Source organism: Pseudoalteromonas sp. 3D05, from assembly GCF_002723455.1.
Lineage (GTDB): Bacteria > Pseudomonadota > Gammaproteobacteria > Enterobacterales > Alteromonadaceae > Pseudoalteromonas.
Genome location: NZ_PDUS01000006.1, coordinates 127,308 through 145,595, shown reverse-complemented (window position 1 = coordinate 145,595; position 18,288 = coordinate 127,308). Strand labels below are relative to the sequence as shown.

Annotated in this window: 15 protein-coding genes; 7 read left to right on the top strand and 8 right to left on the bottom strand. The window is 41.1% G+C overall.

What is annotated here, in order from left to right; translation table 11 throughout:
- Positions 1 to 30 precede the first annotated feature (30 nt).
- Positions 31 to 423, bottom strand: coding sequence for a cytochrome c5 family protein (locus CSC79_RS08495; RefSeq protein WP_099295398.1), 393 nt, complete (start codon positions 421 to 423; stop codon positions 31 to 33).
- 198 nt (positions 424 to 621) lie between these two features.
- Positions 622 to 1,272, bottom strand: a complete 651-nt coding sequence (gene elbB / locus CSC79_RS08490; RefSeq protein ID WP_099295397.1) for an isoprenoid biosynthesis glyoxalase ElbB — start codon at positions 1,270 to 1,272, stop codon at positions 622 to 624.
- Between the two features lie 555 nt (positions 1,273 to 1,827).
- On the opposite strand from elbB, the gene polA reads away from it, so the two are divergent.
- The 3 genes from polA (at position 1,828) to CSC79_RS08475 (ending at position 6,317) form a co-directional block, all read left to right on the top strand.
- On the top strand, positions 1,828 to 4,563 hold the full coding sequence (gene polA / locus CSC79_RS08485) for a DNA polymerase I (RefSeq protein ID WP_099295396.1): 2,736 nt from the start codon (positions 1,828 to 1,830) through the stop codon (positions 4,561 to 4,563).
- Positions 4,564 to 5,076: 513 nt separating this feature from the next.
- Positions 5,077 to 5,664, top strand: a complete 588-nt coding sequence (locus tag CSC79_RS08480; protein WP_099295395.1) for a YceI family protein — start codon at positions 5,077 to 5,079, stop codon at positions 5,662 to 5,664.
- 128 nt (positions 5,665 to 5,792) lie between these two features.
- A complete protein-coding gene (locus CSC79_RS08475; protein ID WP_099295394.1) occupies positions 5,793 to 6,317 on the top strand; it encodes a DUF1285 domain-containing protein in 525 nt (174 codons plus the stop codon).
- Here the strand turns inward: CSC79_RS08475 and yihA are convergent.
- Positions 6,314 to 6,970, bottom strand: coding sequence for a ribosome biogenesis GTP-binding protein YihA/YsxC (gene yihA, locus CSC79_RS08470; RefSeq protein WP_099295393.1), 657 nt, complete (start codon positions 6,968 to 6,970; stop codon positions 6,314 to 6,316). The two genes, CSC79_RS08475 and yihA, sit on opposite strands and share 4 nt — an antisense overlap.
- A gap of 282 nt (positions 6,971 to 7,252) precedes the next feature.
- Here yihA and CSC79_RS08465 point away from each other — a divergent pair, with 282 nt between their 5' ends.
- The 3 genes from CSC79_RS08465 (at position 7,253) to CSC79_RS08455 (ending at position 9,723) form a co-directional block, all read left to right on the top strand.
- Positions 7,253 to 7,885, top strand: a complete 633-nt coding sequence (locus tag CSC79_RS08465; protein ID WP_099295392.1) for a c-type cytochrome — start codon at positions 7,253 to 7,255, stop codon at positions 7,883 to 7,885.
- Positions 7,886 to 8,620: 735 nt separating this feature from the next.
- Complete coding sequence (yihI, locus tag CSC79_RS08460; RefSeq protein ID WP_099295391.1) at positions 8,621 to 9,211, top strand: Der GTPase-activating protein YihI; 591 nt, start codon at positions 8,621 to 8,623, stop codon at positions 9,209 to 9,211.
- Positions 9,208 to 9,723 carry a DUF2489 domain-containing protein gene (locus CSC79_RS08455; protein ID WP_099295390.1) on the top strand — a complete coding sequence of 172 codons (516 nt, stop codon included), beginning with the start codon at positions 9,208 to 9,210 and terminating at the stop codon, positions 9,721 to 9,723. Before yihI ends, CSC79_RS08455 begins: the two co-directional genes overlap by 4 nt.
- Before the next feature lie 59 nt (positions 9,724 to 9,782).
- Here CSC79_RS08455 and hemN read toward each other — a convergent pair whose 3' ends face one another.
- A complete protein-coding gene (gene hemN, locus CSC79_RS08450; protein WP_099295389.1) occupies positions 9,783 to 11,156 on the bottom strand; it encodes an oxygen-independent coproporphyrinogen III oxidase in 1,374 nt (457 codons plus the stop codon).
- Positions 11,157 to 11,270: 114 nt separating this feature from the next.
- The gene (locus CSC79_RS08445; protein ID WP_099295388.1) at positions 11,271 to 13,298 is read right to left on the bottom strand and encodes a methyl-accepting chemotaxis protein; all 2,028 of its coding nucleotides are present in this window, start codon (positions 13,296 to 13,298) and stop codon (positions 11,271 to 11,273) included.
- Between the two features lie 133 nt (positions 13,299 to 13,431).
- Between CSC79_RS08445 and CSC79_RS08440 the strand changes: the two genes are divergently transcribed.
- On the top strand, positions 13,432 to 14,202 hold the full coding sequence (locus CSC79_RS08440) for an NADP-binding protein (protein ID WP_099295387.1): 771 nt from the start codon (positions 13,432 to 13,434) through the stop codon (positions 14,200 to 14,202).
- Positions 14,203 to 14,218: 16 nt separating this feature from the next.
- Here CSC79_RS08440 and hutH read toward each other — a convergent pair whose 3' ends face one another.
- The 3 genes from hutH to hutC all read right to left on the bottom strand — a co-directional run bounded on the left by hutH (position 14,219) and on the right by hutC (position 18,211).
- Positions 14,219 to 15,751, bottom strand: a complete 1,533-nt coding sequence (gene hutH, locus CSC79_RS08435) for a histidine ammonia-lyase (protein WP_099295386.1) — start codon at positions 15,749 to 15,751, stop codon at positions 14,219 to 14,221.
- Positions 15,752 to 15,753: 2 nt separating this feature from the next.
- On the bottom strand, positions 15,754 to 17,427 hold the full coding sequence (hutU, locus tag CSC79_RS08430; RefSeq protein WP_099295385.1) for a urocanate hydratase: 1,674 nt from the start codon (positions 17,425 to 17,427) through the stop codon (positions 15,754 to 15,756).
- A gap of 76 nt (positions 17,428 to 17,503) precedes the next feature.
- The gene (gene hutC, locus CSC79_RS08425; protein ID WP_099295384.1) at positions 17,504 to 18,211 is read right to left on the bottom strand and encodes a histidine utilization repressor; all 708 of its coding nucleotides are present in this window, start codon (positions 18,209 to 18,211) and stop codon (positions 17,504 to 17,506) included.
- Positions 18,212 to 18,288: the final 77 nt, after the last annotated feature.

Here is an 18,288-nt window from a genome sequence, read left to right as displayed (position 1 = left end):
GCTTTTTTTATTTTATTTAGTAATTAAGTATTACTTTTTAGTCATGAATGTGATGGCTGCTTGAATTTCATCATCAGAACAATCCATACATGTGCCTTTTGGTGGCATCGCATTAAAACCATTTATTGCATGGTCTAATAATGTCTCTGCACCTTTAGCTAGGCGAGGAGCCCAGTCATCAGCAGATTTAGGCGCGCCTAGTGCACCTGTTCCGTGACATGCAAAACACGAGGCTTGATACACCTGTTCGCCAGAGCGAGGGCCTGCTGGTACTTCAGCAGCAGCGGCTTTATCGCCTTCAAAGTATACTGCACCGATTGGTGCGATACGTTTTTTGATCGCATCTTCAGTCATAGAGTTATCATATGCTTGTGCGTTTACGGTGGTTGCTAGCAATAATAATGCTGCTGATAGTTTTTTCATTTTGCCTTGCTCACTTCGATTTGAACGTGATCAATCACGATAGATGACGGAATTTAGAACGATTATAACGCTTAGCTACAATTTATAAAACGCTGTGAGTCGTTTTTATTTTGAAAAATCGACATTTTTTGCTTTAACGCAAAAAATATCGATTTACTGATCATTAATTTGATCGCGGTTTTAGCTGCTTTATTTGGATTAACACATATTTATTACGGCTGTAACGAGCTTTTCGATCCCGGCATCCGCTTCTAAAATAGATTCTGCAAGCATGTATGCGGGTGTGCTTACTAATTTATGCTGCTTATCGACAATAATATCATTAACTGCGCAATTAATATGTTCTGCGCCAAGAGTATTGATTGCGGCGGCTGTATCAGCATCATTACCTATTGTTGCTTTAGCGCCTGCACCGTAAATTAGTGGGATCATAACGGGAGCAATACAGATATAACCAGCAGGTTTTTTAAGTGATGCGAACTGCTGACAAGCAACTTTGATATCAGATTGAAGCTGTGCTTCAGCTCCTTTTACTGCAAAGTCACAGAGGTTTTTTGCAGCGCCAAATCCGCCAGGTAAGATCACTGCATCAAAGTGTTCTGCATTAAGCTCAGTAAGTGGCTTGATATCGCCTCTTGCAATACGCGCAGCTTCAATCAATACGTTTCGATTTTGATCCATTGGCTCGCCGGTTAAATGATTAATAGTATGCATTTGGTCTATATCTGGTGCAAAACATTGATACGCCGCACCGGCTTTTGCGATATGCAGTAGGGTTAGCACTGCTTCATTTATTTCTGCGCCGTCGTACACACCATTGCCTGATAAAATGACTGCTATTTTTTTCATTATAGAGGTTCTCCTTTTGCGAATATTGCTTAGGGTCTGTTGACCTTTGCAAATTTAATCTTGAAAGGTCAACAGACCCGAGTTTAGCATGCAACTAAAATTAATTTTTGTGAAAGTAGCGCCCTCAATCTTATTTATGCATTGTAAAATCAGGGCATATACTTTTATTGATCCCTTATAAGAGGAAAAAATTATAAAGGATCACTATGATCTTTGATCCATTGTGGTAGAATGCTCGTCCGGTTATTTAGAAGGGTAAAAAATAACCGTGTAAAAGGCTAGATGTAAAAGAGTTAAAATTGCTTTTCCACATTTGCCAAAAAATAATAAAAAAGAACGTCGTATTATCTTTTTATATAAAAACAAACACTTATATCATTTCTAGGTCGTATTAACTACTTTGGAAGAATTTCTTGTGCTTGTTATCTACAAAGTTATCCACAACTTACTCTATCATTAAAAAATTAGTTCACTAATTCACAGTCGTTTTATGTTTTGCCTTATGGCATGCTTATCATAATTCTGTTTATCTTTTATTTAGGATCCAATTACACCATGGCTCAGATCCCAGAAAACCCACTCATTTTAGTTGATGGCTCTTCTTACTTATTTCGTGCTTATCATTCTCCTCCGCACTTAACTAACTCTAAAGGAGAAGCAACAGGTGCAATTTATGGCGTGATCAATATGCTTAAAAGCTTGATCAAACAATATGATCCGTCGCATATGGTGGTTGTTTTTGATGCCAAAGGTAAAACCTTTAGAAATGATATGTACAGTGAATATAAAGCGAATCGACCGCCTATGCCTGACGATTTGCGTACGCAAATTGCACCATTACACAGCATCATTAAAGCAATGGGGTTTCCGCTAATTAGTATCGAAGGTGTTGAAGCGGATGATGTGATTGGTACATTTGCCCGTATCGCAACTGAGCAGAAGCGACATGTGCTTGTCTCTACTGGTGACAAAGATATGGCTCAGCTGGTAAATGAGCACGTTACCTTGATCAACACCATGACAGATAGCATTTCAGACCCTGTCACGGTTGTTGAAAAGTTTGGTGTTGGCCCTGAGTTGATTATCGATTATTTAGCTTTAATGGGAGATAAGGTTGATAATATTCCAGGTGTTGATGGCTGTGGTCCAAAAACAGCGGTTAAATGGTTACAAAAATACGGTTCATTACAGGGCGTATTAGATAATGCGGGTGAGATAAAAGGCAAGATTGGTGAAAAACTGGCAGCGGCAGTTGATCACTTACCGCTAAGTTATGAGCTTGCAACTATAAAATGTGATGTTGAGGTAGAATCAGACTTAAATACATTTAAGCTGCAAGAGCCTAACCGTGATGAACTTATTGCATTATATGGTGAATGTGAATTCCGCCGTTGGTTAGCAGAGCTACTTGATAATCCAAAAGATGCCGATACAAACCTAGCAGTACCAAGTGAAGCCAATGAACTGCCTAAAGTGGCAGAAGCTCATTACGAAACGGTTCTAACAGCCGAGCAGTTAGATACATTAGTTAAGCAATTAAATGATGCAGAGCTGTTTGCTTTTGATACTGAAACAACAAGCTTAGACTATATGCAGGCGCAGTTAGTGGGGATGAGCTTTGCAGTTAAAGCAGGTGAAGCGTTCTATTTACCTGTGGCACATGACTATCCTGATGCGCCAGAGCAGCTATCGGTTGAAACCGTAATGGCTAAAATTGGTCCTATTTTAGCCGATGCGAATAAAGCCAAAGTTGGTCAAAACCTCAAATATGATAAGAGTGTGTTAGCGAATGCTGGCTTTGAATTAAACGGGATCAAGTTCGATACGATGCTAGAGTCTTATGTATTTAATAGCGTCGGTACACGCCACGATATGGATTCATTGGCGCTTAAGTATTTAGGGCATAAGAATATCAGTTTTGAAGATATCGCAGGTAAAGGCAAAAAGCAGTTAACGTTCAATCAAATAGAACTTGAAAAAGCAGCGCCTTATGCTGCTGAAGATGCCGATATTACCTTGCGTTTACACCAAGTACTTTGGCCTAAAATTGAAGCAGATGAAAAACTAAAATCAGTTTTTGAAGAAATTGAATTACCCTTAGTAAGCGTTATTTCAGATATAGAACGTACAGGTGTGGCCATTGACAGTAAAATGCTGGCAGCACACAGTCAACGCTTAGGTGAGCGATTAATAGAGCTTGAAAAAGAAGCGTTTGAAATTGCCGGCGAACCATTTAACTTAAGCTCACCGAAACAGCTCCAAGTGTTATTGTTTGAAAAGCTTGAACTGCCTGTAATTAAAAAGACCCCAAAAGGTGCACCGTCAACTGCTGAAGAGGTATTGCAAGAGCTGGCGCATGATTACCCATTGCCAAAACTTATTATTGAGCATCGTGGATTATCTAAACTTAAATCGACTTATACCGATAAATTGCCACTGATGGTTAATGAACAAACCAACCGTGTTCATACTTCTTACCATCAAGCTGTTACAGCAACAGGGCGATTAAGCTCTACCGATCCTAACTTGCAAAATATTCCAATTCGTTCAGAAGAAGGGCGTCGTATCCGTGAAGCCTTTATTGCTGCTGATGGGTATAAAATAGTTGCGGCCGATTACAGCCAAATTGAGCTGCGCATAATGGCGCATTTATCGCAAGATAAAGGCTTACTAAATGCCTTTGCTAATGGCCTCGATGTACACAGTGCAACTGCTGCAGAAGTATTTTGTGTTGAGCTTGAAGACGTTACCACAGATATGCGTCGTAAAGCTAAAGCGGTCAATTTTGGTTTGATTTATGGCATGTCAGCATTTGGTTTAGCGCGTCAACTTGATGTGCCACGTCATGAAGCGCAGCATTATATTGATAAGTACTTTGAGCGTTTCCCTGGTGTACTTGATTATATGGAATCAACACGCGAGAAAGCTGCTGAGAATGGCTACGTCGAGACTATTTTTGGACGTCGGTTACATTTACCAGAAATCAATGCCCGTAATGGCGCTCGTCGAAAAGGAGCAGAACGCGCAGCTATTAATGCACCAATGCAAGGTACTGCTGCTGATATCATTAAAAAGGCGATGCTCACTGTACACAAGTGGGTCAATGAGCAAGCACCCAATACGGTAAAACTATTGATGCAAGTACACGATGAATTAGTGTTTGAAATTAAAGCGGAGTGTGCAGAGCAATACACCGCTCAAATTTGTCAGTTGATGTCTGATGCCGCTAAATTAGATGTTCCATTGATTGTTGAAGCCGACACCGGCGATAACTGGGAACAAGCGCACTAGTAATTGCGATTAGTGAATGAGCTTATAAAAAGCGCAGCCAATTTGGCCGCGCTTTTTTATGTTTGAGAATACGGCGCTAAAAGCGTCGTTTTATTGCGTTTTAAGGTGTTGTTAGTGAGTCACCAATAACAGTTGAGTATATGTTCTATCCAGATAAGTAGAACAAATTTCACTCATTTACAGTGTTATTTAAATGTTAAAATGAAATATATTTTGTAGGTTACGTTATATGTTTATCAATTATGCGATTTGGTCAGTGTATTTTGTTTATTTATGCTAATTGATTTGCTAAAGTCCGCGCCGTCCTCATCCTGTAGGACATCCTGTTGATGATGCACTCGAAAGGGTGCAACTTATTGATAGCTTCTCCCCAGTTTGCTATACCGGCTCTGTATGTATTTACAGAGCCGTTTTTTCTTGTCTTCAACGTGTGTTTCCGCCGTACTATTTATTGCACTAAAGTGTCTAAGTGATACCATTTGACCTCATTTTCATTTTTGAAAGGATAGTGTCGTGGTTAAATCTTTTACTGTATTAGGCTTTTCATTGGCAAGTATATTTGTGAGCAACACCGCACATGCTGATTGGCAGTTAAACAACGATAAAAGCAAAGTGAGTTTTGTTTCAATCAAGAATAGTAGTATCGCTGAAGTACATTATTTTAATGCTGTATCTGGTTCACTATCTGAGCAAGGCAACTTTAAAGTGAATATCGATCTAGCATCAGTGGAGACAATGATCCCAATTCGCAACCAGCGTATGACTGAATTTGTATTTGAAACCGCCAAATTCCCAAAAGCAATTTTACGTGCGGATTTAAGTAAGCAACTGCCCCAGCTTAAGACTGGCCAGCATACACTGAAAGCAGTTTCAGCTGAGCTTAACTTTCATGGACAACAAAAACAGATCAGCACAGACGTGTTAGTAAATGTCTCTCAAGATGGTGATATAACAGTCTCGTCTTTATCGCCTTTGATTATTAATGCGGCTGATTTTTCTGTTACAGAGGGAATTGCAACACTACAAAAACTAGCAGGGCTGTCTGCGATAGCCACCGCTGTGCCTATAAGTTATTCACTCACCCTAGAAAAAGCGCAATAATATGTAGTATACCCAAGCCCCTGTAAAACGCTGAATTCGGCCTATTGAGCTGGTTTGGGTATATATGCATTTGTTCAATACAAATGCATATGGTAAAAAATCAATTTTTATTATTGTTAAGGTAATTTATGCAGTCAGTTTCAGATTTAGCGGCATTGTTATCTCAGCCCAGTAAGCCATTTGAACAATGGCACCCCTCATTGTGTGGTTCATTGCCGATTGAAATAGATTGCCATGCAAAGTGGTACTATCAAGGCAGCGAGATAACGCGATTGAACTTGGTAAAGTTGTTTGCGTCTGTCTTATGTAAAGAGCAGGGAGCATTTTATTTAAAAACACCTGCAGAAAAGATTGCGATAACTGTTGCTGATGCACCATTTATGGTTGTGAGTTGGCGTTATGAACAAACAGAGCAGGGTGACGTATTATGTTGTACTGATAATCTTGAGCGAGTGTGGTTAGTAACCCCTGAGCAGCCTTTAATAATGCAACACTATCAAGGTAATGAAGTACCGTATTTACAATTGCCGAATGGGTGTAGTGCACGAGTAACGCGAAGTGTTTTTTATCAATGGGCAGAAGAAATAGCACAAGCGGATGAGCAGGGCTATTTCATTCAATCCGCATCGCAGCGCTTTTACTTGGCTAATTAAGCCTCTGAGTCGGGTGTATCATTACTCGGTGGAACTGCAACAACAGGTCCTAGGTACCATTCATCTAGCTTTTTAGCCAACTCAGGTAAGCCCGTACCTTTCAAAGATGAAAATGCATGGACTGTAATATCACCTTCAAGATTGCTTAATTCACGGCGTACTTGAAGAACTTGTGCTTTACGAGCACCTTGCTTGAGCTTATCTGCTTTGGTTAGAAGCGCTAATACTGGAATATCACTACCAATAGCCCAGTTAATTAAATCTAAATCGAGATCTTTTAGTGGGTGGCGGATATCCATGAGTACCACAATACCTTTTAAACTTTGGCGTTTTTGTAAATACTCACCTAATGACTTTTGCCATTTCTTTTTCATTTCAATAGGTACTTTGGCAAATCCATAGCCAGGTAAATCAATGAGCCGCATGTCATCAACATCTGCTAATTCAAAGGTATTAATTAGTTGCGTGCGTCCAGGTGTTTTACTAGTACGTGCTAGTTTTTGATCGGTTAGTGCGTTTAATGCACTTGATTTACCAGCATTGGAACGACCCGCGAAAGCAACTTCAATTCCCGTATCAGCAGGTAATTTAGTGATATCTGGAGCGCTGGTAACGAACGACGCAGTGTTGTATTTGATACGAGATTTAAGCACAGGCTTTCCTAAGTACAGTGAAAAAGAATAAAAAGTAAACTAAGTTTACTCAGGGCGCGTATTTTATACTATTACCAACACATTAAAAAGCGGATTTAAGGCAACAAAAGTGTCTCAAATAAAGCAAAAGCATGTGAATAAAGCTTAATCTAGGTCAAAACCCTATAATTTATAAGTTTAATATGAGTAGAAAACGTGCCAGAGAATTTATTATCGTGTAGAATATATAAATCGCAACATCCATATTGTAGATGATACAGGGTCGGAAACAGAGAATTCACCATGAAAAAAATAGCACTATCTTTAACTATATTGCTTGGTGCGTTGTCAGCAAGCAACGCAACAGCATTTGATGGCGATGTAAACGCAGGTAAAGAAAAATCAGCAACGTGTGCGGCTTGTCACGGCCCAGACGGTAATGCGCCGGTTAATATCTACCCTAAGATTGCAGGTCAACACGCAGATTACATTTATAAACAATTAGTCGAGTTCAAATCAGGTATGACGTCTGGCGGTAAAGAGGGTCGTATGGATCCTGTTATGAGCGCTATGGCAATGCCTCTTAGTGATCAAGACATGAAAGATATAGCGGTTTACTTTTCTTCACTGAATATGTCTGAAGGGTCAACACCTAAAGATGTAGTTGAAGTAGGCGCAATGCTATACAAAGCAGGTGATGCTGAGCGTGGCATTCCGTCATGTGCTTCATGTCATGGCCCACGAGGTAATGGCTCTTCACTGGCTAAGTTTCCTAAGATCTCGTTTCAGCACCCAGGTTACATAAAATCGCAGCTTGAAAAGTTTCGTGATGGCAGTCGTAACAATGACCTAAACGGTATGATGCAAGATATAGCTAAAAAGCTAACTGACAAAGATATTGAAGTACTTTCTCAGTACCTAGGTGGACTACACTAAAGTAGTATAGACTGGTTTTTTAACTAGTACTAAACTACATATTAGCGAAAAAGCAGCTCACGCTGCTTTTTTTGTATCTAAAATTCATCGTTTTCCCCCCGTCACTTTGTAAGACATTGACCATAGTCATGTGTGAGTAAAGTCTTATTTTTATTTTTAAATTTTTCGTAAGTTATTGTAAATTATTACCTTGGTAATGTTTCAACTTGTTTCTTGTAAGAAAAAATATATAAATTAGTTGTAACAAAATTATTAATGCGTAAATTATCCCCTGTCGCAACGAACAATAAAAACAAAATGGATTTAGCTATAAGGAAAGTAGTTAGCGTCAATATTGAGGATTTACATCGATTGATGTACTCAAAGGAAATACTAAAAAAGTGTCATTGAAGACCGAGAATAATAAAAAATCATGGAAGTTTGATAATAACAATAAAATGGAATGCTACAGGGAAGGTAATAACAATAACAAAATGGAACAGCAATAATAAAAATAATAAAGACTAAAAAGTCGAAGGGAGAAGTGTCCAGAATTATGGCGCTCAGATTAGTAGGCGGTAGAGATGTTTTCTCTACCGCCTTTTTATTTGTCCTGTTACAATAGCGAGCGAAAAAGTGCGCTAGTAGTCGAGTAACCCAACCTCATTCAGCACTGACCGAATTCTTCTGGCAAGGCCAGCACTGCAACGCCATAGTGTGTGTTGTTCAAAACCTCTTAAGTGAGACGATCAAGATATGAGTAGAAAGAAAAAATCACGTAAAATTCCATCAAACGGACCGGTTCGTTTGAGTCAAGACAAGCTAAAGGAAATACGTGCTTTGAAAGAGCAGCGCGTTAAAAAGCACAAAGGTGCAAAACCGGGCTCTCGTAACGCCGTAGATGCGCTCGAGCAGGAAACAAAAAGTAGCAATCCTCAGAATAAAGACAAGCGTGTGGGCAGTAAAAAGCCTGTACCTTTAGTTGCTAAAGCGCCTGAGCCAGTAGTTGAATTGAAACGCAACCTAAAGCCTCAGGTTGAGCTTGTAAAAGTCACTGAGCCAGAGTTATCACCAGCGCAAGAGCTTGAAGCATTAGAGAATGATGAGCGCTTGTTAAAGCTTGTTGAGCGCCATGAGCAAGGTGAAATGCTAACAGGTAAAGATGCTAAATACTTTAATAGCCGAATAGATCGTCATCAAGTGTTATGCGAAATTCTGGGCATTGAAGATGAGCCAGAAGACGACTTTGAAGATGAAGAATATGAAGATCAAGGCAATAGTGATTTTGATCAATACTTGTCAAACGATCTAGCTAATGAGTGGCTAGATGATGAGGATGATAAATAATGAATATGATGGTCTTGGCTCTGTGTGTGGGCGCTGTGATCATCGCAGGGCTAGCGTTTTACGCAGGGCAACTACTCTATAAGCTCAAAGCGCAAAACGAGCAAATAGCGAAGGAGCAAGCTAAGCAACAACAACAGCTTGCTAAATCGCGTATGGAGCGTAATGCAAAGCTTGCTGATAGTATTCACCTAATTGCCCGTGCTATGGAGCAAGAGCAATGTGAGTTCTCTGAGGGCAGTTTACGCATATGGGTGTTAATGTCGCAGTACAGTTTTGCACAAGAGAGTGATTTAACACTTCGCTATCCGGGTATTTTTGCAATGTATGAAGTGGTGAAAGAAATGCCAACTCACGATGCACGTAAAAAGTATTCAAAAAAAGAAATTTTCAAACAAGATACGGCCCGTTGGCGTGCAGAAGAAACGCATGCAGCTCAAATTAAAGCGGACTGTAAAAAGATCATCGAGGAGTTTAAAGCGGCTCCTGGTAGTGAGAACGTGGTTTTTAACTAAGCGACTCTATCAATGAATGCATTAAAAAAGCAGACCTAGGTCTGCTTTTTTATTATTCTCTAAATGACCCGAGAAAACCGAGTGGCACTTATTTGTTGTTGTAAGTGCGCATCAAAACACATACAAATAATACGAATAAATAAGTTGCCCCGTGCGGTAACGGTAATGCGATGATTCTCTATGGTAACCAAGCCATCCTCTTGTAATGGCTTTAATGCTTGTAACGAATCCTCAAAGTAAGTATCAAATGCTAATTGATATTTTGCAGCGATATGTTGCATATCAAGTTCAAAATGACAGATCAGTTGCTTGATAACATCTGCGCGGATCACGTCATCACTGCTCAATTTCATTCCTTTTATGACAGCACAACCCGCTTGGTTTTCTAAGGCACTATAGTAATGCTTTAATTCTTTTTGGTTTTGTAAAATAGAGGTACCAATTTGTGAAATTGATGACACACCTAAACCTAATAAGTCACAATTTCCATGGGTTGTATAACCTTGAAAATTACGATGCAAATGTTGATTATTTTGTGCAACAGCAAGCTCATTGTCAGCTTTTGCGAAGTGATCCATACCGATAAATTGATAACCAGCCTTTGTCATTTGCTCAAGCGTATTTTTAAACATGGTAAGTTTGTCATGAGCGCTTGGTAAATCTGCGTCTTTTATTTTTCGTTGTGCAGCAAAACGATCAGGTAAGTGAGCATAATTGAACACGGACACTCTATCAGGGCTCAGTTCAATGAGCTGCTCTATTGTCTCTTTAAAACTTGCAGGTGTTTGCAGTGGCAAGCCATAAATCATATCAGCATTAATCGATGAAAAACCTAATTCACGCGCTTGGCTTATAAGACCTTTCACGTCTTCAGCGCTTTGCGGGCGATTAACCGCCAGTTGTACTGCATCATTAAAGTCTTGTATGCCAAATGATACGCGGTTAAAGCCTAGACTGCTTAAGTGAATAAGCATGCCGTCAGCAAGCGAGCGGGGGTCTATTTCAATCCCTCGTTCAGCATCGTCGGTAAAACTGAAATGCTGGCTTAATAAGGTCATTAAACGAGTCATTTGCTCGGCGGTTAAAAATGTAGGGGTGCCGCCGCCTAAATGAAGTTGCTCAACGTGATAATGATTAAAAAGTGGTGCTTGCGCGATGATTTCTTTTTCTAAGTAATCTAGGTAAAGGTCGGCTTTCGATTGATGGCGTGTAATCACCTTGTTGCAGCCACAGTAATAACAAAGCTGACTGCAAAACGGAATATGTATATATAAAGACAAGCTATTGCTAGATGAAGACGCTATAGCATCAATAAGGTCATTTTGCTGATAACCTTCATTAAAGGATAAAGCTGTCGGGTAAGAGGTATACCTTGGCCCTGATACATTGTATTTATTTATTAAGCTTTGATCCCACTTGGGTAAATTTATCATCACGCGCACCTTTATATTCAGTTTGCGTCATTATAAAAAATTGCAGTGAAGCGTTATTGATCTACAACAAAAAAGAGTGCACTCGGCACTCTTTTTTGTATGTTTAAATCAGCTTTAAAGTTTAAACTGATTGACCGTATTATTGAGAGAGCTGGCAAGGTCATTAAGATCACGTGCTTCGTCGGCAAGTTCCAAAGCGTGATCTGCGGTACTGTTCACTAAATTATTAATAGCCGATAAGCTACTATTAATATCTTCAGCGACTACTGTTTGCTGCTCAGTAGAAGTTGCTATTTGATGACTTTGATCTTGTACTTTGGTCACAGAGTCTGCAATGTTTTTCAGAGCATCAAGTACTTCTTGCGTTTGCTCAACAGAGCCTTGAGCGCGCTCTTGGCCTTGTTGCATCATGGTGGATGCTTGCTGAGCAATTTGTTGCAGGCGCGTGATCATATTGCGAATATCATCTGTTGACTCTTGAGTACGGCTGGCGAGCGAGCGAACCTCATCTGCAACAACCGCAAAGCCACGACCTTGTTCACCAGCACGCGCGGCCTCTATTGCGGCGTTCAGTGCCAGCAAGTTGGTTTGTTCTGCAATCGAGTTAATAACGTCTACAACGGCACCTATATTGCCACTTTCTTGCTCTAATCCTGCAACCACTTTTGATGCCTCACCAATGTGATCAGCTAATGCAGTCATCACACTTTGGGCGTTTTGCGAACGAGAGGCGCCGTCAGCGGTAATATGTTGCACTTCTTCTGCGGCACTATTGGTGTGCTGAGCATTACGCGAAATCTCCATCACGGTGGTAGCCATTTCTGTAACCGCAGCACTGACACTATCAACTTGTTGCTTTTCTTGCTGGATTTCGTCGTTAGTTTTTGTTGAAACTGACTTTAACTGAGCAGCCGCATTCGTCAATTGTTCAGCCTGTGCGGCAGTATCTAACATCATGGCGCGAAGCTTATCGATGAAAGTATTCATGTGAAGAGCTAATTGGCCCACTTCATCTTTACTATCAATAGTGATTTTTTGGGTTAAATCACCATCTCCTGAGGCGATATCACGCATGATGTTAGTGAGTGTTTTAATTGGTTTTGAGATCATATGGGTGGCCCAAACGATCATAGCGATAATAATTATAAGAATAATTATCACAGAGGTGGTTGTGGTGGTGACGGCTTGATTAACGGGTTCATCAATCATTGAGCGCGGGACTAAAATACCAACGTACCAGTTTAGGTAAGGTTCTTCTAATTGTAGGCGGTCGTAAACAACAAAGTATTCTTGTCCTTGCAGGGTAACGCTCGCATCTCCACGTGTGTTGTTTTTCATTGCAAGGTTAAGCTCGCTAAAGCCGCTGGTATTACTGAATTGCTTTTCTAATTGTTCTAAGCCTTCTTTACCATTAGGGCCTTCGTCGGTCACAGATAACTTATGGTTAGTGCGGTTTGAAAGGTGCACTACTTTTTGATCGCCATCGAGTAAAAAGCCATAGCCTTGCCCATTAAAGCGAATATCTTCAACCATTTTATTGATTTTATTAAGCTGCAAATCAACACCACCAAAACCCACTAATTCGTTTTGCTGGTTATATACAGGTTGTTGAACCACCGCAGACGCATTACCTGTAGTTAAATCAACAGATATTGGGCCAACATAAAGTCGATTGAGTTTGAGTGCATCTTGCCACCATCCACGCTTGTATGCATAGTATGGTTGGCCATTGTAGTGCGTAGTGCGTTCGTGTTCTTTGAAGTATTCACCGGTTTTCGCAGAGGCAAAAAATGCTGACAAAACATTCTCGTCACTGCTGCTGATCCGCACAAAATCTTGGTCAACTTCATCATAGCCAGGCGCGTTATCAAGAGGTTGATCGCGTTTATCCCACGCATCAAACCAATTAACGAGATGTGGATTATTAATAAACGTACTGACTAGTTTACCGTACTTAGCAAAGTAGCCTTGCATGGATAGTTGTTCACTTTGCAAGTAGCTATGAGCTTCACGTTCAATGCCTTGTCGAGAGAGTGAGGCGATATGATTAACAAAATAGGCTGAAGCAATAAGCAGTAATACACTAATTGTTCCCCCAATTAGGAATAATATTTTCTTTTGCAGTGATAGATTTTTAAGCATGATGCACACATTCTTATTATTTAGTAAAGTAAGCAGTAAGTATGTATCTAATCATATCTTTGTCTTATTCGCCATATTCTGAGGTAAGACAAATATGTCGAATATTACAAAAATGTAAGGATTTAGTTATTTTATGGGTGAAAATAAACAGCGATTAGTTGTATTAGGCGCCGGTTGGTTAGGTCAAGCTTTATGTTTCGATAGGCTTGAGCATGATTGGTTAGTGCAAGGAACACATAGAAGTACTGACCATGACCATGATTTTTTACGTCAGTTGGAATTTAAAGACAATCACCTTCATCATCAACTCGATTTAGAAAATGCGTGGTGGGTTTGTGCCATTCCCCCCCGTAGTCGAAAAAAAGACAGCGACTATCAAGCAACACTTACACAGTGCTTATCGCTTGCAAAAAACATGAATATGCGAGGATTTGTCTTGTGTTCATCCACAGGTATTTATAATCAAGAAGCCCGAGTATACGATGAGAGTATTGCTATTACTGGCTCAAGTGAGCGCCAGCAAAAGCTAATCGATGCTGAGCAAAGTGTGTTAAATACCGGTGGTAAAGTTTTACGTTTAGCTGGCCTAGTTGGCCCAAACCGTGACCCCGGTCAGTTTGTAGCAGGTAAGGAGCTGAATAGTTCTAGTCAGCAAGTGGTAAACATGGTGCACCAGCAGGATGTGATTAACGCGATTGTTTCAGTGTTTGAACATTGGCAGGAGGCCGACCCAATTTATAATGTGGTTAACCCATCGCATCCAAGCAAGGTTGATTACTACCAACAAAAATGTACGCAAAATGGGACACAACCTCCTACGTTTTCAAGTCATGAAAAAGCCGAGCGAATTATTGATGGCTCGGCTATAGAGTCACTTGGGTTTACGTATCAATACGATATTTAAACCCTGTGTTTATTACTTAGAATGATGTCAGTACATTTTTAGGCAATAAGCTACAAAGCTCGCCTTGCGCTAGCAAAGTGTTTGCCGCTTCGATATCTGGACCAAAGTAACGGTCCTTATCGTAGTAGCTCACTTTCTCGCGTAAGGTTGCTTTTGCTTGCTCTACTTTAGCAGATGCTTTAAGTGGCGCTCTAAAATCCAAGCCCTGCGCAGAAGCCAACCACTCAACAGCGAGTACGCCTTGTGTATTGTCTGCCATTTCACCCAACCGGCGAGCAGCAAACGTCGCCATTGATACATGGTCTTCTTGGTTTGCAGAGGTCGGTAAGCTGTCTACCGATGCCGGGTGCGCGAGTGATTTGTTTTCTGACGCGAGTGCAGCTGCCGTAACTTGGGCAATCATAAAGCCTGAGTTAACGCCGCCATTTTCAACTAAAAACGGGGGCAGTTTCGATAGGTTTGAATCGATCAATAAGGCAATACGACGTTCAGCGAGTGCGCCAATTTCAGCAATAGCTAAGGCTAAGTTATCTGCTGCCATTGCAACGGGCTCTGCATGGAAGTTACCACCAGAAATAATATCGCCTACATCAGCAAATACGAGCGGGTTATCAGTCACACCATTTGATTCACACAATAATACTTCAGCGGCTTGGCGAATTTGTGTTAAGCAAGCACCTAAAACTTGGGGTTGGCAGCGTAAGCAGTAAGGGTCTTGTACTTTTTCACAATCAATATGCGCTTCACTAATTTCAGAATGTTCATCCAACATGTTACGAAAAATAGCCGCAGAATCAATTTGTCCACGTTGACCGCGCACTTCATGAATACGTGCATCAAAAGGAGAGCGACTACCCATAGCGGCTTCGATACTCATAGAACCAATGGCGCAACTTTGTGCATACAGATTCTCAGTACGGAATAAACCTTGTAAAGCAAAAGCGGTAGATGCTTGTGTGCCGTTTAATAATGCTAGGCCTTCTTTTGCTGCTAGAGTAAGTGGTGCTAACCCTGCAATTTCAAGTCCTTCAGTGGCTTTTATAAGTTTGCCTTGGTGGCGCATTTCGCCTTCACCTAATAAAGGTAAGCACATATGTGATAATGGAGCTAAATCACCCGATGCGCCCACAGAGCCTTTTTTAGGCACGCAAGGGTAGACTTCTGCAGCAAGTAATTGCATAAAAAACTCAATCACTTTTAAGCGAATACCAGAAAAGCCACGTGATAACGAATTGATTTTTAAAACCATCATTAAACGTACCGTGCTGTCATCCATATACTCACCAATACCAGCGGCATGAGACAGTACAATTGAGCGCTGTAATAACTCAAGCTCATGTTCAGCTATTTTGGTGTTAGCCAATAAACCAAACCCGGTGTTAATACCGTATACAGTTCGGTTTTCATCAATCACATCTTGTACTGTTTGCGCACTGGCAGCAATTTTTATCTCGCTGTCAGCGGCCAATGTTAGTGCAACTGGCGATTGGTTTATTTTACGCAATGTCGCTAAATCAAGCTGGCCGGGTGTGAGAGTGTATTCAAACATGATTATTCCTTATTAAGCATTGGCAAGTCTAAACCTTGCTCGTTGGCACAATTAATTGCAATGTCGTAACCTGCATCCGCATGGCGCATCACGCCTGTGGCAGGGTCGTTCCATAAAACGCGGCCTACACGTGCGGCGGCTTCGTCTGTGCCGTCTGCAACAATAACAACGCCTGAGTGTTGGCTAAAGCCCATACCTACGCCACCACCATGATGCAGTGATACCCAAGTTGCACCACCAGCTGTGTTCAGAAGTGCATTTAGTAATGGCCAATCGGATACAGCATCAGAGCCATCTTTCATCGCTTCTGTTTCACGGTTAGGGCTAGCAACTGAACCTGAATCTAAATGATCACGACCAATAACCACTGGCGCTTTAAGCTCACCATTTTTCACCATTTCATTAAACGCAAGCGCTAAGCGAGCGCGGTCTTTTAAGCCAACCCAGCAAATTCGTGCTGGTAACCCTTGAAATTGAATACGCTCACGGGCCATATCAAGCCAGTTATGTAAGTGTTTATCATCAGGGATAAGCTCTTTAACTTTAGCATCTGTTTTATATATGTCTTCTGGATCACCAGAAAGTGCAACCCAACGGAACGGGCCAATACCTTCACAGAATAATGGGCGAATGTAAGCAGGTACAAAACCTGGGAAGTCAAAGGCATTCTCTACCCCTTCTTCTAATGCCATTTGACGAATGTTATTACCATAGTCAGTTGTTGCAGCGCCGGCTTTTTGTAATGCCAACATCGCTTTAACTTGCACAGCCATTGACTGCTTCGCAGCTTTTACAACAGCTTGTGGGTTTTGTTCGCGCATTGCTGCGGCGTGTTCCATGCTCCAATCTTGCGGTAAATAACCATTAAGAGGATCGTGAGCTGACGTTTGATCTGTAACGACATCCGGGGTGATATTGCGTTTAACAAGTTCACTAAATACATCTGCAGCATTGCCAAGTAAGCCCACAGATAAGGCTTCGCCTTTTGCACAGGCTTCATTAATAAGGGTTAATGCGTGATCTAGGTCAGTGGCTTTTACATCAACATAGCGGGTGTTAATTCTAAAGTCGATGCGGCTTTCATCACATTCAACCACTAGCGCACTAAAGCCCGCCATAGTTGCAGCAAGAGGTTGTGCGCCACCCATTCCGCCTAAACCGCCAGTTAATACCCATTTGCCTTTTGCTTCACCGTTAAAGTGTTGTTTAGCCATCGCGACAAAGGTCTCATACGTGCCTTGCACTATGCCTTGCGAACCGATGTAAATCCAAGAGCCCGCTGTCATTTGTCCGTACATCATCAGGCCAAGTTTATCGAGCTCATTAAAGTGATCCCAATTAGCCCAGTGGGGCACAAGGTTAGAGTTGGCAATTAATACACGAGGTGCGTTGCTGTGTGTTTTAAACACGCCAACAGGTTTACCTGATTGCACTAACAGGGTTTCGTCGTCCTCAAGTCGGTCTAATGTTTCGATGATCTTATCAAAGCATGGCCAATCGCGCGCAGCACGGCCAATACCACCATATACAACAAGTGCATGAGGGTGTTCAGCAACCTCAGGATCGAGGTTGTTCATTAGCATACGTTTAGCCGCTTCGGTGAGCCAGCTTTTAGCACTGATTTTATCACCATGCGGGGCGCGGATAATACGCGATTCGTCAAGTCTATTATTCATAATATGCTCCTGTTGTATATACAAGCTATTTGATTTCAAAAAATACGCAGTTAAGCGCATTTCATTGATATTTAGATTATTTTTTAAATGTTAAGTGCCCACCAAGACGGTATTTACTGCCTGGGGATACGAGACGAGCAAAGCTAACTATGCCATGCGATGACCATGTACGGCGTATAACCTGTAAGCAAGGCTCTTCATGATATAAATTTAACCACTGACACATTTCACTGGTAGGCATAATGGCCTCAACGGTATGACGTGCCTCAGTCAGTGGTGCAACACTTGATAGGTATTCGTGTGGCGTCAAGTGAGTAAAATCTTGTTGTAAATAGCTGCTTGCCAGTGAAGGGTTTACAAAACGTTCTTCAACTTGTAACGGTTGATCGTTCTCGTTGTGCACTAATACACTGCGATAAACAACACTATCGGCTTCAACACCCAGTGCAATTGCAATAGGTGCTAGCGCGTTGATAGACTCAAGTACCAACACGGTACAGCTATAATTACCATTACGTGCCTTCACTTCGTCAGCAATATTTTTAATTTCAAGCAATGACGATTGCGACTTAAAGCTGGCAACAAACGTTCCAAGCCCTTGGCTTCGGGTAAGAATACCTGCCTCAGTCAATTCACTTAAAGCACGTCGTGCAGTCATTCTGCTAACACTGAACTGCTCTGCTAACTCATTTTCAGACGGTACGCGTTGGTTTTCAAGCCATGCGCCAGAGCGAATATTATCAACAATGAATTGCTTTATTTGTGCGAATTTTGGCGTCGTCATTAGTTTAAAAACACTACTTGTGAATTGCTTGTTAAATATAAGATGACACAATTACCTTGTATATACAAGATGGCTTG